This is a genomic window from Chlorogloeopsis sp. ULAP01 (assembly GCF_030381805.1).
In the GTDB taxonomy this organism is placed as follows: Bacteria; Cyanobacteriota; Cyanobacteriia; order Cyanobacteriales; family Nostocaceae; genus Chlorogloeopsis.
This window is the reverse complement of sequence record NZ_JAUDRH010000001.1, coordinates 777,590-801,838: the sequence shown is the minus strand read 5'-3', so window position 1 is coordinate 801,838 and position 24,249 is coordinate 777,590. Positions and strand designations below refer to the sequence as shown.

The following is a 24,249-nucleotide window of genomic DNA, read 5'->3' as shown; positions in this document are numbered from 1 at the left end:
GCAACCCTCAACGAGTCGTGACTCTTAGATCAGATACTTTAGCCAATAGTTTGGCACTAGGTATTCGACCTATTGCCGCAGCATATGTTCCGGGTTTTCCTCTTCCAAAATATCTTCAAGGTAAAGTAGACCAAGTAGAGTCTGTAGGAGGATTTAATTCCCCTAATATCGAAAAAATATTACAACTTAAACCGGACTTAATTGTGTCTAGCTCTGGGTTGAAAGGTATCTACAAACAGCTATCATACATCGCGCCTACAGTTGTATTAAACATACCTTTTCCTCCCCCAACCTGGAAGGAGCAATTAGGAGAACTTGCTACTGTTTTGGGGAAACAAGAGGTTAGTAAACAATTAATGGATGAGTATTGGCAACGGGTTGAAAAACTCAAAGCAGCTTTGGGGAACCGCCTCACAACTATGGAGGTATCTATTGCCAATACATCTTCAGAATATGGCATTTGGTCTTATGGAGAAAAGCATTTCTCTGGCTCAGTTTTGCAAGATATTGGTCTGCAACGTCCCAAATCACAGAGAAGGGATATATTCTATATCGAAAATATATCTAAGGAAAAAATATTTGATATTGATGGGGACGTTCTCTTTTTTGTGTCTTGGGAAAGGGAAGATGATAAGAAGACGTTAGATAAGCTTAAACAAAGTCCTTTGTGGTCACAACTCGAAGTTTTTCAAAAAAATAAAGTTTATTTTGTCGGCGGACATTGGCATAGTTCAGATATTTTTGCGATTAATGCTATTCTTGATGACCTGGAAAAATACCTTGTTAACAGTTATCAATGACATTTATCAGTACGATGTCGTTGGCAAAGCCTGCTCCTTTGGAACATCGCAATCTTTATTAGGTTGGGAAGCTACTAAGTTGTAGAGCTAGTCTTCTTCTATAGTAGTTAATAAAATTTCACTTTAATGACGATAGTCACCCTTGTGCTGTATCCATCTCTAGTTCAGGAAAACACATTTATCTTTTCGTGGCTCTCTCACTTGAGGAAAGCGCCACAGCCTTACTGGAATTTGTACAACTATACATCAATAATTGAAATCCTTGCGAAGGAATTATTATATAAAAACGTTCAAAAAAGTTCCCCAACTTTAGCTGTCTGCTACTTTCGCACACCTTTCTTCCTTACAAGCTAATACTGTTTTAGTTAAAAATTCATATAAAAAATTCCCTGCTCCTTGCTATAGTGCTGATATTAGTGAAATTGCTCGTGGCGAGAAATACATATTTTCACTGATGGTTTACCATCAAATTTACTATATCAGGAGAATAAGAGCCTGCTAGAATAAAGCTATTTCCCAACGAATATCCAATCTAATTTATTAGTTAGCTTTAGCCAATAATTTGCACTTTTGGGATAAAAATTTGCCTTTTTTGGATAGACCGATAACGTGAAAGCGATTAAAATTATCTACATCTAACTTCTTGTTAAAATATAACACGAGGACTTACTGGCACTGAATGGTATCTATGCAAGTTTGTGGCATATATAGTCAGTGTTTCATTAATACTTGTATTTAACTATAGTTAGCTGAAAATAAGTTTATCTTATATTACACAAGTTATACCAGCGCTGAAAGATTTTCTTGAGAGTAGCTGTACTTATGTATACTTTAGATGCATTGAAATTAAAATTAAATACTCAAGGTTATCGGTTTACTCCTCAACGTCTACTAATTTGTCAAGTTTTTCAAGATTTACCAACTAGTCATCCTTTAAGTGCAGAGGAACTGCATCAGTTACTAACAGAGCGTGGAGAACGAATGAATTTGAGTACGGTGTATCGCAATCTCAAATTCATGATGCAATTGGGAATTGTGCGGGAAGTCAATTTAGCACGAACACGTAAATATTATGAACTCAACACTACCCTTTGTAATCACCACCATCTTGTTTGTGTTCAATGCCATCAGACAATAAAGTTTGTCAACTCCTCTATTATCCAAGCAGGATTGAGGGAAGCAAACAAACATGGAATGCAAATGCTTGACTGTCAACTTACTCTTCATACCATCTGTGTTGAAGCAAGAGAGATGGGATGGCCTTCATCTATATCTAATGATTGGAGATGTCCCAAATCTATTGCGACAAGGGAAGCCAATAGTTTCAATCATCAAAATCTGAAGCCAAAAACCAGTATCAACAAAAAACTGTTACGGCGAATCGAGTTGAGAGGAGAACGTATTATAGTTTTTACGCCAAAAGATGAGATAGAAAATTATCAACACCAAGCAAAGTCAATTACAGGATGGCGCTTATCTAGAGAAGATAAATACTGGTATTTCCCTTTAGAAAAAGCGCCAGAGGTGCTAAACCTGTTTCAAGGATATGAAATTGATCCAGAAATAAAAGCTATTGTTGCCCTTATCAAAGGGTAAAAAGTTGATTCTGGTTGCTAGAATACTTAAAAGTTGATTGTAGGCTCTATTGATAGCGACAGTTCAAGCTGGTAACAAGGATTTGCAAACTCTATCTCCAGACTGTTGAAACTGATGCAAGATTTGAAGATAAATATTTGACCTATGACTCCAAAAGCCTCTTTGATTTTTAATCCATCTTCGGGTCAAGGCGATCCAGTTGAACAATTAGTGACAATTAGAAAAATATTAGAGCCTACTATTAACCTAGATATTTGCCCTATTCATAATCAAGAAGTTGGAGCAGCTCAGTTAGTCCGTACAGTTATTGCGGAGGGTGCATCCATGATTCTTGTCGCTGGAGGTGATGGCACCATTTCAGTGGTTGCCGAAGCGTTAATTAATACCGAAATTCCCTTGGGCATAATTCCCACAGGAACTGCCAATTCTTTTGCTAGAGCCTTGGGTATTTCCAATGATATCGCACTCGCCTGCCAAACTATTTTAATGGGCGTAAATAGAAGCGTAGATATAGCACTGTGCAATGGCAAACCAATGGTATTACTTGCAGGTATTGGCTATGAGGCTGGAAGTATTGAGCAAGCAAAGCACCGCTTAAAAAAGCTTTTTGGAGTTTTGGCATATATTCAAGGTGGAATTAAAGAATTTTGGAATTTAAAGGCGTTTGAAACTCAAATTGAGACAGAAAATCAAACTATTAGTTTGTCATCTGTAGCTGTTACTATCGCTAATGCTGCTCCTGTTACTTCTTTCCTGGCTCATGGAGCGGCAGATGTAATTCTGGATGATGGATTACTAGATGTCACAATTGTTGCTCCTGCCAATCGAACCAATGCCTTATTTGCTGCTTACCATCTTCTCGTCACAGGCTTTATTGGTAAGGCTACTAACCGTAATGATATTAAATACTTGCGAGCAAAATCTGTAAAGGTTAGAACTGAACCTCCACAAAAGGTAGTTTTAGACGGTAATTTAATTGAAACTACTCCAGTTGAAGTAACTTGCATCTCAAGAGGTTTAAATGTCATAGTGCCTAGTCAATAGAGGGTTGGGGAGTGTGAAGCGGTTTCTCCCCCATCTTCCCCTTCTTCCCCATCTCCCCTCTCTCGTCCTAGCCCCTAGTCTCCAGTTCCTTCTCATTATTCAGTCACATTTGCTTGTTAATTTATCTGTGCTATCACTTTTTAATCAAAATTTTTTTCTATTGGTGCTAATAGAGGTTAAAACTTGATACCTAAATAGGATGAAAAGGAGCTGCTGTGACTGAACAAACTCCCCCTTCATACCAAATGACTGGCTCCCGACGTGAGTTACAGGAGCTAGTGCAAGCACAATTGGAAACATTGCTTACTCAAGAGAACTATGAAGGAGCAAAGGCTTTGCTGGTTCCTGTTCAACCAGTAGATATTGCTGAAGTGATTGGCAACTTACCTGAGGCGATGCAGGCGATCGCTTTTCGTTTGCTTTCTAAAGAAGAGGCGATCGAGGTGTATGAATATCTTGATTCCAATGTACAGCAAGCACTTCTGGAAGAATTCAAGCGTCAAGATGTGTTGGATATTGTTGATCGGATGTCACCCGATGATCGAGCGCGGCTATTTGACGAACTACCAGCAAAAGTAGTCCGGCAACTCTTACAACAACTAACTCCTGCCGAACGCGATGCAACTGCCCTGCTTTTGGGTTACAAACCCAATACTGCGGGGCGGATCATGACGCCAGAATACTTGTCACTGAAAGAAAATATGACCGTTACTCAGGCTTTAGAACGAATTCGCAGCCTGGCAGACGTGAGTGAAATGATTTATTACCTCTACGTCACTGATGATGCTCGTCGTCTGAGCGGAACACTTTCATTGCGAGATTTGATCAAGGCGCAACCAGAGGAATTCATCGCCAATATCATGACTAGGGATGTGGTATATGTTCATACCGACACTGACCAAGAGGAAGTGGCCCGTACTATTCAACGTTATGACTTCGTGGCAGTGCCTGTTGTGGATACTGAGAAAAGGCTAGTAGGCATTGTTACTGTTGATGATGTTCTTGATATTTTAGAACAAGAAACCACTGAAGATATATATGCCTTGGGAGGGCTTGAATCTGGCACTGACAACTATTTTCAAACTAATTTATTCACAGTTGCCCGTAGACGGGTATCATGGCTGCTGATTCTTTTATTGACTAATACCCTTACCTCCGCAGTCATCCGCGATCAAGAAGATGTTTTAGAGCAGGTAGTTACCTTGGCTGCGTTTATCCCATTGTTGATTGATACCGGTGGTAATGTGGGAGCGCAATCTTCCACAGTAGTGATTCGGGGTTTGAATACGCAGGAAATACGTATACGAGAGACTTTGACCGTGATTCGCAAAGAGGTGATCGCTGGTATTTTGTTAGGGGCAATGCTAGGTGTAGTAGTTACGATATGGGCTTTCTTTCTTCAGGGAAACTTAGCAGTAGCAATTGCTGTGGGTATAAGTTTATTCGCTATTTCACTCATTGCTTCACTATCAGGTGCTGCCTTACCTTTTTTGTTTCATTCTTTGAAATTAGATCCAGCATTGATGTCAGCTCCTTTTATTACCACTGCCGTTGATGTCTTGGGAGTCTTAATTTATCTGAATGTCGCCAGATGGATTTTAAGATTGTGAAGTATCACGATTATTGCAACGTGAGTAGGCGGGATAAAAGCGACTCTTACTAAAGACTAATGACGACTTTAACTAATTAACCTGATTTGTACAAACTTCTTATCACTTTTTAATCACATTTGCGCTTAATCATAATTAGGTGTAAGTATACAAACATGATTGCAAATATATTTGCAATCAAATTCCAAAAGCAATTATTGTGTCCCTGGAAACTTAATTCAATAACACTAATGTTGTGTTACTGCTCGGCGTTAGTTACAACTTCTAGCAATTCAATCGTTGATTGAGCTTACTAGTTAAGAGGTTATAAGCATGAACCAAAAAATTTTTTTGCCTTTGATGATGGTTGCAACAATCATTGTGCCATCAATTCCCAAATTGGCACAGGCACAGACGCAAACACAGACTACTAGAATTGGTGACTTAGGGAGTCCTCAAGGTATCACCATATCTGGAAAAGTTCAGAGCATAGTTGGTAATGATTTCATCCTGGATGATGGCAGTGGACAAGTCATTGTTGATGCCGGGCCTCGTTGGTGGCGTGAAATTAACCTGAAACAAGGTGAGCAAGTCACAGTCACAGGTGAAGTAGGTAGAGCTGGTGAATTCGATGCTTTTAGGATTACTAAAGCAGATGGTTCTGTAATCGAAATTCGTTCACCTCAAGGGCCACCGCCTTGGGCAGGTGGGCCAAATCGAGCCAAGCCTAAGAAGTAATAATAGCTCTGTTGAGCTAAAAATTATACGTTTTAGGGAAGGGGTAAGCAGTTAAAAATTCAATTGAAGAAGTCATGAGGTAGAGAGCAGAAGGTTCCATTCAGAAGGGGATTCAGACCCTTCCATTCGGGGCAGCCTGTGAGCCTTGCTCATAGGAAACTTGATACCCCTTATTCCTTTCAGTCGTGAACAGAAGTTTTGTTGACACTCCTTCTGACTTGAAAGAGCAGGGGGATCTCTTGAGGCTGGGGAAGCTGGGGGAGAAAAACACTTTCATGCAAGGCTTGTGAAACTTGTTTCATCGGGACTGCCTCCTGCCTTTCTTGGTCAAAGCGTACATCCAAAGTACAAATATTATTTCTTGATGTTTTTTGAAAAAATATCAAAACTATGATTTCCAGAAAAATTCTACTATTACTGATTACGGTTGTTAGCACTGTATTTGGTTCTGTTGGATGCTCCTTGGAACGCAATTTTGAAGTAGAGGCAAAAGTGCCTGCTTCTGTGATGAGAACTCAAACAAAGCGAGCAAATGTACCTTATGTGCCAACACCCCAACGAGTAGTAGAAGCTATGCTGGAACTAGCACAAGTTAACAGTAATGATGTGATTTATGACTTGGGTAGTGGTGATGGGCGAATTCCTATTACTGCTGTCCAGAAATATAACGCTCGTCGTGCTGTGGGCGTGGAGATTAATCCTCGTCTTGTCCAGGAAAGCCGTACTAATGCTCAAAAAATAGGAGTGAGCGATCGCGTCGAGTTTAAACAACAAGACTTGTTTCAAACTGATTTAGGTGATGCCACTGTAGTAACACTCTATTTATTACCAAATGTCAATTTAAGATTGCGACCAAAACTATTAAAAGAACTAAAACCAGGCACTCGTATTGTTTCTCATAGCTTTGATATGGGCAACTGGAAACCACAACAGGTAGTAAGGATACGTGGTAGAACTCTTTATTTATGGGTTGTTCCGGAGCAAATTCCTACAAATTTAACCTCATAGGCAGAAATTTAATTTTCCATCAGACAGATGAATGACTCAACAAATATGAAATAAACTACTCAAAGTGAATCGATTAAATCAAAAATAGTGATTTCAATATTTAGTATCAAAGTAATGACTATGAAGATTAGAAAGTTTGCTAGCTTGGCGACAGGTATTATACTACTACCAGTCTTTGCAGCCTGTACACCTAACGAAACTGCCCAAGTCTCTCCAACACCAACTCCACCTGCTACTGATGTCACACAACCGCCGACTCCAACAACACCTCCTGCTACCCCTGGTACAACTGCGAATAAAGATATTCCAGATGTGATCGACGATCATCCCTCATTAAACACACTTGAGAAACTGATTGATGAAGCAGATTTAGAAGATAAGCTAGATGATACTGGCCCCTTCACGATATTTGCACCATCAGATCAAGCATTCGCAGCTCTTCCAGAAGCAACTCGGCAAAAACTACTCCAACCACAAAACCGTGAGGTTCTCAGACAAATATTGACTTATCATGTCGTTCCTGGAAATCTAAGAGCTAACCAACTTCAGTCTGGAGATATAAAAACTCTTGGTGTTAACCCACTAACCATTCAGGTTGAGCAAGCAACAAACCAGGTTCAAGTTAATAATGCTCGTGTCATTCAGCCAGATATTCCAGCCAGTAACGGTGTTATTCATATAATTGATCAAGTACTTTTACCTCCAGATTTGAAGTTATAAACCAAAAAGGAAAAGTGCAATGAAAGGATTGAAAGGCAAGAATGCTCTAATTACTGGAGCAAGTTCAGGAATTGGACAAGCGATCGCCATTCGTCTTGCCCAAGAGGGTTGCAACATCGCCATCAATTACCGCAAAAGCCCTGCGGGAGCCGAAGAAACCGAAGACATGGCAATGCAAAAGGCGTGTGGCGATATCGAAAATTGTGGTGTTAAGTCTCTACTAGTTCAAGGTGATGTTTCCAATGAAGAAGACATCATCAGCATGGTAAACACTGTAATCGAAAAGTTCGGCAGTTTAGATATTTTGGTTAACAATGCCGGGATTCAAATTGAAAGTCCCTCCCATGAAATTCCAACTAGCGAGTTCGATCAAGTACTGGCAGTAAACCTCCGAGGTTCTTACCTCTGCGCCCGTGAAACTATTAAGCACCTACTTGCTCAGAATCGTTCTGGGGTAATTATCAATGTTTCCAGTGTTCATGAGATTATACCCAGACCAATGTATGTCACCTATTCCATCAGTAAAGGAGGAATGGAAAATCTGACTAAAACTCTAGCACTGGAATACGCCAACCGAGGTATTCGTGTTAACGCCATCGCACCAGGTGCGACAATTACACCCATTAATGAAGCTTGGACTGACGATCCCGAAAAGAAGGCTGTTGTAGAAAGTCACATTCCGATGGGACGTGCTGGTACTTCCGAAGAAATGGCAGCAGCAGTAGCATTTTTAGCATCAGATGAAGCGGCATACATCACCGGACAAACCCTGTTTATTGACGGTGGGCTAACGCTGTATGCAGACTTCCGAGAAGCTTGGTCAGCTTAAGGAGTAATTTTTTTGACATATTTGACATAATATTACTGCCAGTAAAAGCGCCATAGCAGAGTGTTTGCTGAACTAGAATTTCAACTTAAATTTCAATATCTTTATTTGCGAGCGATCGCATAGCTTACCGTAGGCATTCGCTGCTAGTGGCAAGCTCATACTTAGATTTTTCGCTCAGTAATTTAATCACACAAAGAATTTGTGAAATCCTCTGTTTCCTAGCCCTTGCCTTATCTACATCTTTGTAAATCTCTCGCTTCGTTGCTATGGCGCCAGAGAATTGATTCTCTGGCTCACAGCTAAATTATACCGAAGTAGACTCAACAAAAATTTCAGTCCTAGAAGTGGACTTATGCTATTAGCCCAGTAGACGCCAGAGGCGGCTTCCCACAGGGTACTTTAGTTCTGAGCGGAATAACACCAGAGCGCGATACTTCGATTATTCCAAAAATGGAGTCAACAAAAAGCCCCTAGTTCCTATTTCCAGGAGAATTATGAACTTATTTTCCATTGATGAATTAGCAATTTTAACTGCACAATCAAATCACACTTGTGTTTCTATCTATATGCCGACTTATAAAATGTCGACAGAGACACTACAAAACCCAATTCGTTTTAAAAATTTAATCCGGGAAGCTGAGGAGAAGTTAGTAGAGAGTGGGCTTCGTCCTCAAGATGTCAGAGACTTGTTGCAGCCAGCCCAAGAGTTAGATGAATACGAGTTTTGGCAGCACCAAAGCGATGGACTAGCAATGTTCATTTCTAACAACTTTTTTAGTTACTACTGTGTACCTGTTGATTTTCAAGAATTAGTCGTTGTTACTGACCGCTTTCATCTTAAACCTTTAATATCCTTGCTTACAGGTGATGGATTGTTCTATATCCTAGCGCTGAGTCAAAATCAGGTGAGATTATTTCAAAGCACCCGCTATAGTGTAAGTGAAGTAGAGTTAGAAAACGTACCTACCAGTATTGCTGAGGCACTAAAGTACGACGATCCCGAAAAAAGTCTCCAGTTCCACACAGGTACATCCCAAGGTGGTGGTGGCGATCGCGCTGCTATATTTCACGGGCATGGTGCTGGCAACGACGACAGGAAAGACAACCTGCTACGCTACTTTCGCAAGATAGATGACGGCTTGCAAGAGTTGCTAAAAAATCAGCGATCGCCTCTGGTTTTAGCAGGCGTTGACTATCTTCTACCTATCTACAAGCAAGCCAACTCCTATCCCAATCTCATCGATGAAGGCATCGCTGGCAACCCAGACGAACTCAAAGCAGAGGAATTACATTCACAGGCATGGCAGATTGTACAGCCTTACTTTGAAGAAGCACAGCAGGAAGCAATTGCTAGCTACCAAGCTTTACTAGGAACAGGAAAAACTGCTAGTAGTATTCAAGAAGTCGTTACTGCTGCTTACTACCAAAGAGTAGAGTCTTTATTTGTACCAGTTGGACAACAAAAGTGGGGACACTTTAATCCCAGCACAAATCGGGTACAAGTACACCCTGAACAAGAAACAGGTGACGAAGACTTGATGGATTTTGCCGCGCTGCATACACTTCTTAATGGTGGTACAGTCTTTGCTGTTAGTCCAGAGCAAGTACCGGGAGATAAACCAATAGCTGCCATATTGCGTTATTAAAGTATGGTGGTTACTCGATTAACTCGTAAACAACGCAGATTTACTGCGTTGATGGTAGTAGTAGTATTCACAAACATATTACTACTACCCCTTGGGAGGGGATTAACACAGGAAGTACCACCTATACCCGTTACACCCCAACTCCCTGAAACTGAGACACTCTCACCAGATGGATTGTTCTTTGCTGATATAGTCGTTAGAGGACAGCCTATATTTCAAGTTGGTAGTGTTGGAGATGTTAGTGCTATACAACGAGCACAAATTATTAACCGTCGCATCGCAGGTATTTTGGCACAACCTCAAATTGGTAGAGATGTTATTGTTGTGCCAGATCCATCGCGGGGTATCGCTACTTTACAAGTGAGCAATCGGGTTTTAATGACTGTTACCCAACAGGATGCTCAAGATTTTAACTTGCCAGTCGAAGCGCTTGCCCAGCAGTGGGCTTCTCAATTAAACCAGGCATTTAAGCAACCACCCTTAGCAATTGATGTCGGACAACGTCTATTTGTTACTGTGCGTCAGTTCCAGCGAGATAGCATAGACAACCTACCATCTTTTTTGGGTGCACTGTTAGCTGTGATTGCAACTTGGATAATTGCTATTAGTGTACGCCGTCTTACCCTATTTGGCTCGCGACAGTGGGAAGTAGATCACAACTCAAAAATCTTGGTAAGTCGCTTGGTATACGGCATTATATGGGTAATAGGTACAATTGTTGCTTTGGGAGTCTTGGGACTCGACTTTACCACCTTGCTGGGAACACTAGGTTTAACGAGTGTTGCAATTGGCTTTAGTTTACGTGATATTTTAAGTAACTACTTTTCTGGCATTATTCTGCTTGCCTCTCGTCCATTTCGATTAGGAGATCAGATTGTCATTAAAGAAATTGAAGGTACTGTTACTCAAATTCAACTGCGAGCTACAACAATAAAAACCTACGATGGGCGTGTTGTCTATATTCCTAATCAAGAAGTTTTTAGCGCCATTATTACCAATAATACATCTTCTACCATTCGTCGTAATTCAATTATGGTCGGTATTGGTTATAGTGCAGATATTACAACCGCCAAACAAATTATTAACGATGCTGTTTTACAAGTTAGAGGAGTTGAAGCAGAACCAAAACCAGAAGTTTTAATCCGAGAGTTGGCTGCAAGTACAGTCAATATAGAAGTGCGATGTTGGGTGAACTCCCGTAGATTACCTTTTTTAGAAACTACTTCTTTGATTGCTCAAGCAATTAAAGAGGCATTACAGCAGGCAAAAATTGAAATGCCAACTGAAATTTATACAATAAAATTTCGCAATCAACTACCAAGGAATAATCACCATCAAGTTAATTCAGAATTCTCTAAATAAATTTATATTGTGAATTTTTAATTCTAAAATATGTCGATTTTGAGAAAAGTTTGGCGACTGTTAAAAGAAATAGCTTCTGAATGGCAGTTTAATGAAGTATCACTTTTAGCTTCTTCTTTAGCTTATTTCACGGTATTCTCCCTCGCTCCATTAATGGTCATAATCATTATGATTGTGGGAACAATTTATGGAGAAAGTGCAGCAAAAGAACAGCTTATTAGTCAACTATCTGGGCTGGTGGGTGAGGAAGGTGCAGAATTAATTGCAACAGCAATAGCTAATTTTAGAGCCGATGCTACAGGAGGAACATTTCGGCTTTTATTCAATCTTGGCTTTTTGATATTTGGCGCTACTGGAGTTTTTACACAAATTCAAGATGCATTGGATAGAATTTGGGAGGTAAAGGCAGATCCAAAAAGGCATCTCCTACATTTTATACGTAAACGCCTATTATCTTTTGCGATGGTATTGGTCATTGCATTATTGTTACTACTTTCTTTTATCGGTAATACAATATTAATAGCATTAGTTAATTTTTTGAATGAATTAGTTCCCGGTTTTGGTTATTTGTGGCAAATTATTAGCTTTTTGGTTTCTTTTGGAACAACAACACTGATATTTGTCCTAATGTATACCATTCTCCCCGATGTTGAAATTGCCTGGCGTGATACTGTTGTTGGTGCAGCCATTACCGCACTTCTGTTTCTAGCCGGACAATTTTTCTTCAGATTATTTCTCAGTCAAACTAATTTTGGCTCTGCCTATGGAGTAGCAGGTTCCTTTGTAATCATAATTACTTGGATATTTTATGCTGCTCACATTCTCTTTTTAGGAGCAGAATTTACCAAGGTTTATGCTAAACAGCGTGGCTCTCCTATCGTACCGTCTGATTATGCTGTACATATTTCGCACGAGCAACAGCGATCGCAGAAATCTTCCCAAAGAAACCGTCACCACAGGTAGAAGAATTTTCTCAGCTTACTGACGAAATATATAAATAAACTAACCACTACTAATGACGATTTTAGATTAACTTTATTTGTAAATTAATTTAAACTATTTATGAATGAAACAAATGAGCCAAACATAAACAAATTCTGGGAGCAATTGAGCAATGCCAAGCTAGTTCGCTATGTGTTACTGTTTGCTCTTGGTTGGGCAATTGTCCAGGTTTTGGCTTATTTTGAACAAGTGCTGGTTATTTTTATATTTGCCGCGATTATAGCGTTTTTACTAAATTATCCGGTCAAGTGGATTGAGCGTTTTTTACCTCACGCGATCGCAGTTATTATTGTTTTTTTATTGAGCTTATTAATTTTGGCAGGTTTGATAGCTACGCTAGGTTTTTCTATCTTATCTCAAGCGCAACAGTTGGTGGATCAAGCCCCACAATTTATAGAGGTTGTAATTTCCCAGTTAGAACAATTACAAAATCTTTTAAGCAAGTGGAATTTTCAAGTAGATTTTAATGCATTTGAAGAAGAAATACGCAATCAAGCTTTAGCTATGATTGGAACTGGTTTTACCACCGTTCAAGTTTTATTAACTAATTTTGTCGACTTAATTATAATAGCTGTTGTAGCTTTTTTCATGTTACTAGATGGTAAGAGAATCTGGAAATTAATTCTAAAAATTTTTCCAGTTCATAGCCGTGAAAAAATAACTGTAGCAATTCAACGCAATTTTTTAGGTTTCTTTTGGGGACGATTACTATTATCTATATTCTTTGGAGTTTCAACATTTATTATATTTATAATTTTGCAATTACCTTATGCTTTAATTTTGGCTGCAATTGCAGGTGTATTTGATTTAATTCCTGGAATCGGAGCCACAATTGGAATTACTCTTGTTTGTCTAATTATCTTACCTCAAGGAATTTGGTTAAGCCTGCAAGTATTAGTAGGTTGTATTTTGCTCCAGCAGGTAGAAGAAAATTTACTCATGCCACGAATTATGCAAGGTTCAATCAATATGAATCCAGTGTTTATGTTTTTTGCATTATTAGTTGGAGCAAGAGTTGCAGGGTTAGTAGGAGTGTTTCTATCAATTCCGATTGCGGGAGTGTTGATTAGCCTGTTTGATGTAGAAGAAATCCAAGGACAGCATTAGCTAGCCAAGCTTGAGTAGAGGCATAAATATTCCTAAAGAGAGATATATATTCCTAAATTGTGATTGTGAATTAAGTAATCACTTTCCAGTCACATTTGCTTGTCATGCTCAGATTGTAAGCTGTCTTCTTTTTGTAACTTACTTATCCTACCGAGATAGCCTTATGGAATTGCAGGATATCTTTCATTGGATTTATGTTGCTCTAATGGCAATTGGAGCATTACATTTTTGGTCATTAAGTCGTAATCCGCGCGGTGTTCCCCAGTATGAGTATCTTGTTGCTATATTGATCCCGATTTGGTCAGGACTTGCTTATATGGCAATGGCCTTAGGTCAAGGTAAAGTTGAAGCTGCGGGGCAAGTTGCACATTATGCTCGCTACGTTGATTGGATTGTCACTACACCGTTACTGTTGCTGGCTCTCTCCTGGACAGCAATGCAATATATTCGCAAAGATTGGACACTCATCGGCTTTTTGATGAGTACTCAGGTAGTTGTGATTACGAGTGGGCTGATTGCGGATTTATCGGAACGAAATTGGGTGAGGTATCTGTGGTATATCTGTGGAGTTTTCGCCTTTCTCATTGTTCTTTGGGGTATTTGGGTGCCATTGCGTGCTAAGACTAAAACCCAAGGTCTGGAATTATCAAACTTATACAACAAGCTTGTCACTTACTTTACAGTATTTTGGATTGGTTATCCAATTGTCTGGATTATAGGGCCTAGTGGTTTTGGTTGGGTAAATCAGACTATAGATACTTTTTTGTTTTGCGTACTTCCCTTTTTCTCTAAGGTAGGATTTAGTTTTCTAGATTTACACGGCTTGCGTAATCTTCAAGATTCTACACATCGGACAACTGGCGATCGCTTTGCAGATAATACTTTATACTTTTTGGGGGCGATCGCTGATTTAGGGAAACCGCAACGAAAACATTCTCAGCACAGAGTCCGATATTAATTGAGAGATATTAAACAAGTTAGTCAATAGCTCATCTATAAAGGGAACTTATCACTTTTGAGCAATGACAAATAGTATATTGCACCATGATTAATGACTGATGACTACTTTCCGAAAGTATTGGATTGCTAGGGTAGCTGGGATAGCGATCACACTTTTGACGACAGGATGCGAACAAGCACTGGAATATTTACCACCCTTGCCAAGAGTGGAAATTCCAACACAGCAGCCTGCAAAGCCCTCAATTCCCGTTCAAACCGCTAAAACCGCAGAAATCGAGGCAGGAGTGCGCCAAAGCATTAACCAAGTACGTGAACAGAACGGACTTAAGCCTCTCCAAAATAACGAAAGGTTAGCAGATGTTGCCCGGAACTACAGCCGACAAATGGCAGAAAAAAACTTTTTTAGTCATACAGGAGCTGATGGCAGCACTGTGGAAACGCGAGTACGTGCTGGAGGTATTTCTTACTGGGTGGTAGGAGAGAATCTGTTTAAAGGTAGAAATATTTCCCAACCGGTGGAAATATCGGTTGATGGTTGGTTGAAAAGTCCAGGACATCGAGCAAATATTATGCGTCCATACTTTACGGAAACAGGTGTGGGAGTTTGGCGAGATGGAAACACCTACTATATTACGCAGTTATTTTTACGGCGTTAGTAGGGGCAAGATCTCAAAGTTAGTTGTTGCCATGCGTCTAAGTTAATTTACTGGGAATTAACATCAGGGAGGTACTTTATGTCGCTTGATGTATTAATCGTAGGAGCGGGGCCAACAGGCTTGCTTTTAGCTGCGCAATTGGCTCGGCATGGCATCAAACCACGTCTGATTGACAAGCAACCACAACCTTCCACAACTAGTAAAGCACTTGCAGTTTTTGCCCGGACTCTGGAAATATTTGACAAGCTAGGTATTGTTGAAGAAGCAATTGATTGTGGTTGTAAGATTTACGGAGCTAATATTCATGATGATGGCAAACGTTTTGCCCATATCAGTATAGACAAAATAGATTCTTTTTTCCCCTTTGTTCTCAGCCTGCCGCAGTCGGAGACTGAACGTATCCTGGCACAGTTGGTAGAGAGCCTTGATGTACATATTGAACGTCCTGTCAGTTTTACTACCTTGGAACAGGATAGGGAAGGTGTCACAGCGACACTCTGCCATCCGGATGGACAAGAAGAAAGCTGTCGAGCAGCTTGGTTAATAGGTTGTGATGGCGCACACAGCAGCGTTCGCAAGCCAGCTGGTTTGGGCTATCAAGGTATAGATATCCAAGCTACGTTTGTCCTTGCAGATTTAAAGAGTGATTGGCAGCTTTCGCCCGACAATATCCAAGTTTTTTTCAGTTCAAGTGGTGTTTTAGCAGCTTTTCCCCTACCAGGAGAAAACAATTGGCGAATCATTGCTAATGTCCCTCCAGATATTGAATTACCTGAAAATCCTGAGTTACAAATTTTTCAGCAACTCACAAGCGATCGCTGTGGTTTGCAAGCTACTTTAGGCGATCCTACCTGGACAAGCAAATTTAGTATTCGGCAAAGGATAGTTGACAAGTGCCGTGCAGGACGTGTATTTGTTGCAGGTGATGCCTTAGCTTCTCATAGCCCAGTTGGTGGGCAAGGTATGAATACTGGTTTGCAAGATGCCTACAACTTAGCTTGGAAGCTAGCCCTAGTTATCAAAAATCAAGCACCAATTCATTTACTCGATTCATATCAAGCTGAACGTGAGCCAGTCTCTAAGTTTTTATTACTCAGCACGGAATGGGCTACACGAGCGATAGTTCAAAGCAATCCTACGATCAAGTTTTTACGTAGGCATCTAGCTAGTTTTGCTACCAGTTTTGCTCCAGTTCAACAACGCATTACCAATACTTTGTCTGAGTTAAATGTGAACTATCGCAATAGTCCCATAGTTCAAGATGGCTATCCACTTTCTTGGTTGAGCAGAAGCCCAAAAGCAGGCGATCGCGCTCCTGATGTATTGGTGCAAACGGATAAGGGACAGCAGCGTTTATATCATGTATTAGCTGATACGCAGCACCATCTGCTGTTGTTTGGTGGTAAGCTTCCCAGCTATACTAGTGTGGCTCAAATGGCTCAGGAAATTGAAAGTAAATTTCCTTATGTCATAACTGTACATATAGTGCTTATTGGCACGGAAATACCAAAAGATTTACAATGGCAAGGTTCAATACTCCTTGATCCTCAAGGCGAGTGTCACCGAAGTTATGGTGCTTCTAGTGCAAGCCTTTACTTGATTCGCCCAGACGGCTATATCGGTTATCGTTGCCAAGGTGCTGATGTCAATAAGCTCATGGCATATCTGCAAAAAGTCTATCTGTTTCAATCAACAGTTAAGAGTTATTAGTCAATCATTAACAGTCATTTCTTTCCTTCTACCTCCTGCCTCTCCGAAGTTTGGAGCCTCCTTCGGAGGAGCAACGCTTTCGGAGGAAGCCGCTCCAACTTCTCTGTGCCTCCTGCCTTTTTTAAGCTAGTAAAACGATTCCTTGAAACTGCAACCATGACACAACTTAGGGAACGCCAACAAGTACAAGTGCGATCGCACTCCCCCAAACCTCCCAAAGGATGGAACCGCCTAAAATGGTATGGCCCTGGTTTGATTTGGATGATTTCTTCCGTAGGCTCTGGTTCAGTACTGTTTACCCCAAGAATCGGTTCGCGTTACGAGTATGGCTTGCTGTGGATGGCGCTGATTGTCATCTTCTTTATGTGGGTGATGATTCGAGAAGTCGGCTGGTATACCGTTGTTACGGGTAAGACTATTCTAGAAGGCTACCGCGAGCTACCAGGGCCAAATAATTGGGCAATTTGGTTAATTTTTCTACCACAACTAGTTGCTGCCGTAGTCACAGTTGCTGGAATTGCCGCCCTTACCGGAAGTGCCTTAATGATAGCCTTTCCGGGTAATCAAGCACTCTATGGCACCATCACAATTATTTTTTCATTAGTCCTGGTGATTTCAGGGCGTTACAAAGTAGTTGAACTGGCAACTTCGATCATGGCAGGTGTGCTAGTTGCAGTGGCAATCATTACCGCAGCACGAGTTTTCCCACCAGTTGAGCAGTTCGGAGGGGGATTAATTCCGGGTTTTCCACAAGACTTAGACCTGGAATTTATACTACCTTGGGTAGGCTTTATCCTAGCGGGAGCAGCAGGAATTATGTGGTTTTCTTACTGGGTGGCGGCGCGGGAATATGGTGGCCCACTAGAGGAAGATAATCATGATCATGAGCCTGGAAATAATGGCCACTTTCATCGTGAGTATTTAGACGAGGATTATCAAAAGCGTCTCAATTCTCGCTTAAAAAAGTGGATACAGATTATGAGTACCACCGCAGCGATCGGGGTGATTGGGGGAGGCTTGGTGATTGTTGCCTTTATGATTTTAGGTGCAGAACTTTTAGCTCCTGAGGGAATCATTCCAGAAGGTATCCAGGTAGCGGAGGATCTGACGCGGCTGCTCTCAGAAGTTTGGGGAGTATTTGGTTACTGGCTGCTAATTATTGGTGTGATGATCGCTTTAGCAGGGACTATCCTCAGTAACCAAGATGGGTGGGGAAGAATGTTTGCTGATGCCACGCAAATTCTCATGGAGCCACAACTACATCAGTCTCAATTACAAAATGGACATAACGGCAATCATCTTCAGCAGTGGGTATTTTCCAAGCTCTCAAATCAAGAATGGCTTAAAAATAGTTATGCAATTTGGATAACTGCAATTCTACCACTGATTGTTTTCTTTCTAGTCCGCGAACCAGTAGACATTCTCTCTGTGGGCGGTGTTGTTACTACAGTGCATACCCCCGTTATCGTCTTTTTAACTCTTTATTTGAACCGTACACAACTTCCAGAACAATTACAACCAGGCTGGTTTTCCTTAACATTCATGGTTTTGTCAGGATTGTTCTTTACAGGGTTTGCAATTTTGTATTTTCTCGACTTATTTGGTATGGAATTTTGAATTAAAAACGAGGTGCTACAACCTTTGACGGATGCAAATAATTAATAAATCACTCAGGATAAATCAAAATCTTCAATTTTTTCGCTCATTCTCAAAAAGTCATCACCTTACTTTTTACTTCCATTTTCAGGAGGAGTTATGAACAAAAAATTTGTTTTTCTAGCTTCAGCAGTTGGACTAAGCCTACTAATAGGTGCCTGCGAACCTGCTGCCGAGACTCCAACAACAACACCACCAGCAGGTACAACACCAGTACCACCAGCAGGTACAACACCAGTGCCACCAGCAGGTACAACACCACCAGCGACTCCGACTACTCCTTAATATTTGCAGAAGCTAGTATTTAGCTTCAAACAGACGTACCGAAAAGTGTGAAGTGCCTGCCCAGGCATTGGTTGAAGTCGGAACGAATAAGAATTCCCATCGTGGTGGTGAGGTTGTTTGGCTCATCCTCGCCGCCTTACTCTACCAACAGGGTGACAAACCAGTGGTAGTTGAAGAAATCATAATTTATAGACAATAGCTGACAGTATTTCACAATGGAGCTACTTGCTACCGCTTTGGGGTGGCTAGGCGCGATCGCCCTCTTCGCCGGATTTCTCTTCATCGTCGTCTTCTATTTTCGAGGAGCCTTCCGCGATTATATCGACTACAGAGCCATAAATGTTCCCAGTCCAGATGAACACCGTTTTGCTGTTGCTTTAGGCAGTTTATCTAATTCTTTACGCACAAGCGGTTACGTCAACGGTTTTTGGTTTGAGGCGGATGAGATTCAATCGGCACGGTTAGAGACAATTCGGAGTGCCAAGCGATGCATTCACTTTGAGACATTTTTTATGACTCCGGGGCATCGTGCCAACGATTTTGCTGCTGCCTTAGCCGAGCAGGCTGCTGCTGGTGTTGAAGTGCAAATAGTTGTCGATCACTACGGTACAAAAAAATTACCTCAAAAGTATTGGAAACGACTAAAGGCAGCTGGTGTAGAGGTTCGCTTCTTTAAATCTTTTAGTTGGAAAGCTCCGTTTGATTATGCCGGGCGCACTCACCGCAAGCTACTGCTCATTGATGGAAAAACTGCTTTGATTGGTGGTGCTGGAATTTCTGATTATTGGGATGGGCAGAAAAAATTTGGCGATACGGCTCCTTGGTTTGACTTTGAGTTCTCCTTAGAAGGAGCCGTGGTGTCGGTTCTGGAAGGAATGTTCATGCAGCACTGGGCAGCGGCTCGCGGCACAGTAGACTTGGGTGCAGAAAATTTTCATCCCGATCCACCAGTGGCAGCAATGATTCTCGTAACTCCGGGTGACGCCCCTTCTAATCTTTCTTCTTCAATCAGAGCCTTATTTACTACGGCTATTTTTGCAGCCAAAGAGCGAGTTTGGATTGCTAGTCCTTATTTTTTGCCCGACCATCAGTCACGTCAAGCCCTGATCGCAGCAAAGAAAAGGGGAATTGACGTGCGTATTCTTACCTGTGGGCCACATAACGATAAAAAATTAGTTTACTACGCCTCTGGTGAGCTTTACGGAGACTTACTCCGAGTAGGGATCAAAATTTACGAGCATCAGCCAAGTATGCTGCACGGTAAGTGCTTGTTAGTTGACGATCAATGGGTGAGTACCGGCAGTGCTAACTTCGATCCCCGCAGCTTCTTCCACAATGATGAACTGAATATCTCTACTGCGGAACCGCAAATGGTGGAACACATCAAGCAGATTTTCCATACTGGCATTGAGCGCAGCCAACTAATTAGTATGACAGGCTGGCGTACTCGGCCGTTGTGGAAGCGAATTATTGGACGTTTAGTTCTGTTCTTACAATCACAACTTTAGAATTTGTTTAATCAAGTGAAATTATGAGAATAAATGTTGGCACTCCAAATTTAACAATTAACCACGGCAGAACCTTTATGGTGACTGATTTAAGTGGCAATATTCATCCTGAAACTAACCAAGGTATTTTTTCGGATGATACTCGATTCTTGAGCTACTATAACTGCTATTTAAACGGTAAAAATTGGATACGTCTAACTTCTACAACAACTGCTTATTATGCAGATCGCGTTTATCTCGTCAATCCGGAATTTACAACTGATGATGGCTCTTATACCAAGGGTACATTGTCACTAATTATTAGTCGGGTTGCCAGCGAGGGTATTCGTGAAGAGTTGCAGCTTACCAACTATGGATGCAAAAAAGTTCATTTCAATCTAGAAATTGCCCTGCGTTCAGACTTTGCTGATATCTTTGAGGTTGAATCTCAAAAGTTCGTCCGTCGCGGACACATTGAAACACAATGGAACAAAGAACAAAGTGAACTGGTAACTACTTACACCAATGGTGATTTTTTCCAGTGTCTCAGTTATCGTTTAGCCAACTGTCCCGTGCAACCCCATTATGGTAATGGGCGGATTATTTTTGAGATTACCCTAGAACCTGGTGCTACCTGGAATACTTGTTGCCTTTACACCCTGGCAGACAATAAACACGTTCGTAAACCAGTAGACTTGTCTTACCAACAAGCCATTGAAACGGGGTTGGATGAAGTTCAACAACTTTGGCGAAATATTGTGACTGATGTTACCTGCTCAGATGGGGATATTACTAGACTTTATCGCCAATCAGTTGAAGACTTGGGGGCATTACGACTATATGACTACAAATTTACTAAGGATACTTGGATACCTGCGGCGGGTGTACCCAAGTTCGTGACTTTGTTTGGTCGTGATAGTTTGATTGTTAGCCTGCAAAATATGATTGTGCATCCTGGTTTTGTGAGGGGAACGTTGCAAAAACTTGCCGAACTCCAAGCTCAAGAGTGGGATGATTGGCGAGATGCCGAACCAGGTAAGATTCTGCACGAGATTCGCATGGGTGAATTGGCGTATTTCAATAAAATACCGCACACCCCCTATTACGGCGCAGCCGATACCGCTCCTTTATTTTTAATCGCCCTGCATGAGGCTTGGAAATGGCTGGGGGATGAGGAGATGTTACGAGACTATCGAGATGTAGCTATAGGTTGCTTGGAATGGATAGAAAAATATGGCGATTTGGATAATGATGGTTTGCAGGAGTACCGAAAGCGCTCAAAAGATGGACTCGACAATCAAAGTTGGAAAGATTCTGGTGATGCGATCGTTTACCCTGATGGTAGCCAGGTGAACGCTCCCAAGGCATTGTGCGAACTCCAAGGTTACGCTTTTGATGCGTATATGCGCATGGCAGAAGCTTTTGATGTTTTGGGAGAAGACAACTACGCCACAGAACTACGCACCAAGGCTACCCAACTGCAAGCACGCTTTGAAGAAAAGTTTTGGTGTGAGGATTTAAGCTTTTATGCCCTAGCCCTCGATCCTGATAAACAACCTATTCGTACTGTTGCTTCAAATGCTGGTCATTGTCTTTGGAGTGGTATTGTTAGTCCTGAGCGAGCAGAACTTGTAGTGAAAAGACTTTTGCAACCCCAGATGTGGAGTGGCTGGGGCATTCGCACAATATCCACTCAAAACCCTGCATATAATCCTTTTTCTTACCACTTAGGTTCAATTTGGCCCCATGATAACGGTATTATTGCCTTGGGATTTAAACGCTATGGTTTTGCTAAAGAGGTAGCGCAGGTTGCTGGTGGGATTTTTGATGCCGCAAAATACTTTGCTAGCTATCGCTTGCCAGAACTATTTGCCGGAATAGCGGTAGAACCAGGAGCCTTTCCAGTTCCCTATCTAGAAGCCAATGTGCCACAAGCTTGGGCGGCGGCATCGGTTTTTCATCTTCTGCAAGCGATGCTGGGTTTGCAAGCAGACGCTCCCAAAAATCAACTTTACGTCGATCCATATTTACCAGAATGGTTACCTGATATTACCCTCCGCCAAGTAGAAATTGGTAAGGCTCTTGTGGATTTGAAGTTTTGGCGTGAAGGTAATATTACGCGTTGGGATGCTGCTGTTACTCAAGGTGATGTTGAAGTGAAACAACAAGCTTGGCACCAGATCCTGGCAACATCTTGATTTATTCCTTAAGTTTGATTTTTGAAAAGGCTATTGCATAGTAAAAATAAACGAGAGTAGCTTGGCAATGCAACAGCCTCTATTTTAGATAATCATTGGTTCAGAATTAATATATTCGTAAATTATTTATGTGAATTTATGTGAGCTACGAAGCCTCTAAATTCCCTTTTTATCTTGCATCATTGGTGAATCGTTTAAAAATTACAACTCAAAGATAATCGATAGAAATATTATTTTAATTTTAAATAATTCAAAAATTAAGAATATAAAAGCATACAGAAGGATAATATATGCTCGGCATCCTCATTACTTGGATAGTAACCACCATTAGCTTTTTAATTATTTCCAGAATACCAGCTTTGGGAATTGAAATAGATAGTTTGAAAAAAGCAGCGATCACAGCGGCTGTATTTGGAATTTTAAATGCTATTTTGCTTCCCATTTTGACCATTTTTACATTCCCATTCATTATCCTAACGTTGGGATTATTCTTTTTTGTTTTAAATTCGATTATCTTTAGTTTAGCTGCTCGCTTAGTAAATGGTTTTAGCTTACGTCATGGCTTTTGGAGTGCTACTCTAGGTTCTCTGGCTCTGACATTTATTAACTCTATTCTTTTAGCACTTGTGGCACCATTTACTTAGATAATAATTCATTATACAGCAGTCCTATATCTTTTGTGAATAACCAGATTTCCGATTTTATTGAAGAAGTCGGGAATATAATTTATTCAAGTCTAATCACTTGTTAACACAAAGAACAGCTATGACTGTGCAGTCAAATTTGACCTCAGATTTGCAAATATTTCATTTGAACCCATAACAGCTAAATTCAGAGTCATGTTCAGAATATTTAAAAATCCAAATTTATATGTCGTGTAAGTCGCTACAAATAGCATCGGTGGTAACCATTTGTACTTATTTCAGTAGAGAGATGATGATTCGGACATGAGCTTATAATCTACGACCATACAGTCGAGGCAAATTGCTTATGAAAGTCGCCTCTCTAGTTCCAAAAAACGCATTACGCCCAATTTTGATTTTGCTGTCTGTGCTTGTCTTTGTCGGCTTTATTGGTTATTTTCTCGAACTTTCCCTGCCGACAAAACCGCCCAAACTAGGCAATACTTATACCCCTTTTACCCAACCTACTCCCCAGGAAATCGGCTCCTATGATGTGTTGGGTTACACTGTTAACAAAGCCGAAGCAGATCAACTGTTGCAAACAGAGTCAGGGTCTGTAGAACTTACCCCTGAAAATGGGGCTATTCCCATCACTGAAAACTTAATTAACTTAGGCCGCGATGCCTTTTATCGAGAAACCTTTGGTAACGAATATTTCTTTACTGATATAGTAGGTGCCATTGATGGGCCGATTAACTTGCTAACTATGGGTAAGGCGATCGCTGCCCTTAAAGGTAAACCAACAAGAAATCTGCAAATCCCCCTTGACAAAGATGTCATCGTTGGCGGGCGTGAATTCAAAGCAGGCACCGTTCTCAATACAGGCTTGGACGTTCCCGCAGGTTCTCTATTGCCACTGGGAATGCAGGTTCACAAGCAAGGCGCGAAGTTACGAGTTGGTCTCACTTGTGCGGCGTGCCATGCCACTCTCGATCAAGAAACTGGACGCATCATCGAGGGGACACCCAACATTGATGTTGATACAGGTTTATTGCAAGCCTTTGCGACTAACTCCGCCGCGATGTTTCGTCAGACTGGAGTTAATCCGGCTACTATTGCTCCTGGTAAACATACTTACATTAATGCCTCTGGACAAAAAGCTATCCTGCCGGCTCCAAAAGCCTTGGAGGATGCGGTTGATGCCCAGTTGCTAGCTTGGTCGCCAGGTAACTT

General features: G+C 41.1%; 22 protein-coding genes. 21 read left to right on the top strand and 1 reads right to left on the bottom strand.

The genetic code is table 11. The features are described 5' to 3' along the window. The 5 genes from QUB80_RS03570 to QUB80_RS03550 all read left to right on the top strand — a co-directional run. Positions 1-800: iron-siderophore ABC transporter substrate-binding protein (locus tag QUB80_RS03570; RefSeq protein ID WP_289788102.1), on the top strand; the 800-nt coding region annotated here is incomplete at its 5' end. Positions 801-1,622: 822 nt separating this feature from the next. Then, positions 1,623-2,396 carry a Fur family transcriptional regulator gene (locus QUB80_RS03565; RefSeq protein WP_289788101.1) on the top strand — a complete coding sequence of 258 codons (774 nt, stop codon included), beginning with the start codon at positions 1,623-1,625 and terminating at the stop codon, positions 2,394-2,396. Positions 2,397-2,540: 144 nt separating this feature from the next. Continuing rightward, positions 2,541-3,440 carry a YegS/Rv2252/BmrU family lipid kinase gene (locus QUB80_RS03560; RefSeq protein ID WP_289788100.1) on the top strand — a complete coding sequence of 300 codons (900 nt, stop codon included), beginning with the start codon at positions 2,541-2,543 and terminating at the stop codon, positions 3,438-3,440. A gap of 245 nt (positions 3,441-3,685) precedes the next feature. Further along, positions 3,686-5,050 (top strand): magnesium transporter, encoded by a 1,365-nt coding sequence (gene mgtE, locus QUB80_RS03555; protein WP_289788130.1) that lies wholly within the window; start codon positions 3,686-3,688, stop codon positions 5,048-5,050. Positions 5,051-5,362: 312 nt separating this feature from the next. Then, positions 5,363-5,767, top strand: coding sequence for a NirD/YgiW/YdeI family stress tolerance protein (locus QUB80_RS03550; RefSeq protein ID WP_289788099.1), 405 nt, complete (start codon positions 5,363-5,365; stop codon positions 5,765-5,767). Positions 5,768-5,946: 179 nt separating this feature from the next. On the opposite strand, the gene QUB80_RS03545 is transcribed toward QUB80_RS03550, so the two are convergent. Beyond that, positions 5,947-6,069, bottom strand: a complete 123-nt coding sequence (locus QUB80_RS03545) for a hypothetical protein (protein ID WP_289788098.1) — start codon at positions 6,067-6,069, stop codon at positions 5,947-5,949. An 88-nt stretch (positions 6,070-6,157) separates the two neighbouring features. Between QUB80_RS03545 and QUB80_RS03540 the strand changes: the two genes are divergently transcribed. The 16 genes from QUB80_RS03540 to QUB80_RS03465 all read left to right on the top strand — a co-directional run bounded on the left by QUB80_RS03540 (position 6,158) and on the right by QUB80_RS03465 (position 23,037). Then, positions 6,158-6,775, top strand: coding sequence for an SAM-dependent methyltransferase (locus tag QUB80_RS03540; protein WP_289788097.1), 618 nt, complete (start codon positions 6,158-6,160; stop codon positions 6,773-6,775). 114 nt (positions 6,776-6,889) lie between these two features. Next, the gene (locus QUB80_RS03535) at positions 6,890-7,495 is read left to right on the top strand and encodes a fasciclin domain-containing protein (protein ID WP_289788096.1); all 606 of its coding nucleotides are present in this window, start codon (positions 6,890-6,892) and stop codon (positions 7,493-7,495) included. A 19-nt stretch (positions 7,496-7,514) separates the two neighbouring features. Beyond that, positions 7,515-8,324 carry an SDR family oxidoreductase gene (locus tag QUB80_RS03530; RefSeq protein ID WP_289788095.1) on the top strand — a complete coding sequence of 270 codons (810 nt, stop codon included), beginning with the start codon at positions 7,515-7,517 and terminating at the stop codon, positions 8,322-8,324. Between the two features lie 494 nt (positions 8,325-8,818). Then, a complete protein-coding gene (locus tag QUB80_RS03525) occupies positions 8,819-9,970 on the top strand; it encodes a baeRF7 domain-containing protein (RefSeq protein WP_289788094.1) in 1,152 nt (383 codons plus the stop codon). Positions 9,971-9,973: 3 nt separating this feature from the next. After that, positions 9,974-11,332 (top strand): mechanosensitive ion channel family protein, encoded by a 1,359-nt coding sequence (locus QUB80_RS03520; protein WP_289788093.1) that lies wholly within the window; start codon positions 9,974-9,976, stop codon positions 11,330-11,332. A gap of 30 nt (positions 11,333-11,362) precedes the next feature. Continuing rightward, entirely contained in the window at positions 11,363-12,295 is a 933-nt protein-coding gene (locus tag QUB80_RS03515) for a YihY/virulence factor BrkB family protein (RefSeq protein WP_289788092.1), read from the top strand. A gap of 99 nt (positions 12,296-12,394) precedes the next feature. Next, complete coding sequence (locus QUB80_RS03510; RefSeq protein WP_289788091.1) at positions 12,395-13,441, top strand: AI-2E family transporter; 1,047 nt, start codon at positions 12,395-12,397, stop codon at positions 13,439-13,441. Between the two features lie 163 nt (positions 13,442-13,604). Next, positions 13,605-14,399: a bacteriorhodopsin gene (locus QUB80_RS03505; protein WP_289788090.1), complete on the top strand. Its 795-nt coding sequence runs from the start codon at positions 13,605-13,607 to the stop codon at positions 14,397-14,399. A gap of 100 nt (positions 14,400-14,499) precedes the next feature. Continuing rightward, a complete protein-coding gene (locus tag QUB80_RS03500; RefSeq protein WP_289788089.1) occupies positions 14,500-15,057 on the top strand; it encodes a CAP domain-containing protein in 558 nt (185 codons plus the stop codon). A gap of 78 nt (positions 15,058-15,135) precedes the next feature. After that, positions 15,136-16,767 (top strand): FAD-dependent monooxygenase, encoded by a 1,632-nt coding sequence (locus tag QUB80_RS03495; RefSeq protein WP_289788088.1) that lies wholly within the window; start codon positions 15,136-15,138, stop codon positions 16,765-16,767. Between the two features lie 156 nt (positions 16,768-16,923). Further along, complete coding sequence (locus tag QUB80_RS03490) at positions 16,924-18,384, top strand: Nramp family divalent metal transporter (RefSeq protein WP_289788087.1); 1,461 nt, start codon at positions 16,924-16,926, stop codon at positions 18,382-18,384. A gap of 138 nt (positions 18,385-18,522) precedes the next feature. Beyond that, the gene (locus QUB80_RS03485) at positions 18,523-18,708 is read left to right on the top strand and encodes a beta-Ig-H3/fasciclin (protein ID WP_289788086.1); all 186 of its coding nucleotides are present in this window, start codon (positions 18,523-18,525) and stop codon (positions 18,706-18,708) included. A gap of 52 nt (positions 18,709-18,760) precedes the next feature. Next, positions 18,761-18,907 (top strand): hypothetical protein, encoded by a 147-nt coding sequence (locus tag QUB80_RS03480; RefSeq protein ID WP_289788085.1) that lies wholly within the window; start codon positions 18,761-18,763, stop codon positions 18,905-18,907. Positions 18,908-18,923: 16 nt separating this feature from the next. Next, positions 18,924-20,216: a phospholipase D-like domain-containing protein gene (locus QUB80_RS03475; RefSeq protein ID WP_289788084.1), complete on the top strand. Its 1,293-nt coding sequence runs from the start codon at positions 18,924-18,926 to the stop codon at positions 20,214-20,216. 23 nt (positions 20,217-20,239) lie between these two features. Further along, entirely contained in the window at positions 20,240-22,393 is a 2,154-nt protein-coding gene (locus QUB80_RS03470) for an amylo-alpha-1,6-glucosidase (RefSeq protein WP_289788083.1), read from the top strand. A 290-nt stretch (positions 22,394-22,683) separates the two neighbouring features. Then, entirely contained in the window at positions 22,684-23,037 is a 354-nt protein-coding gene (locus tag QUB80_RS03465) for a phage holin family protein (RefSeq protein WP_289788082.1), read from the top strand. Positions 23,038-24,249 lie beyond the last annotated feature (1,212 nt).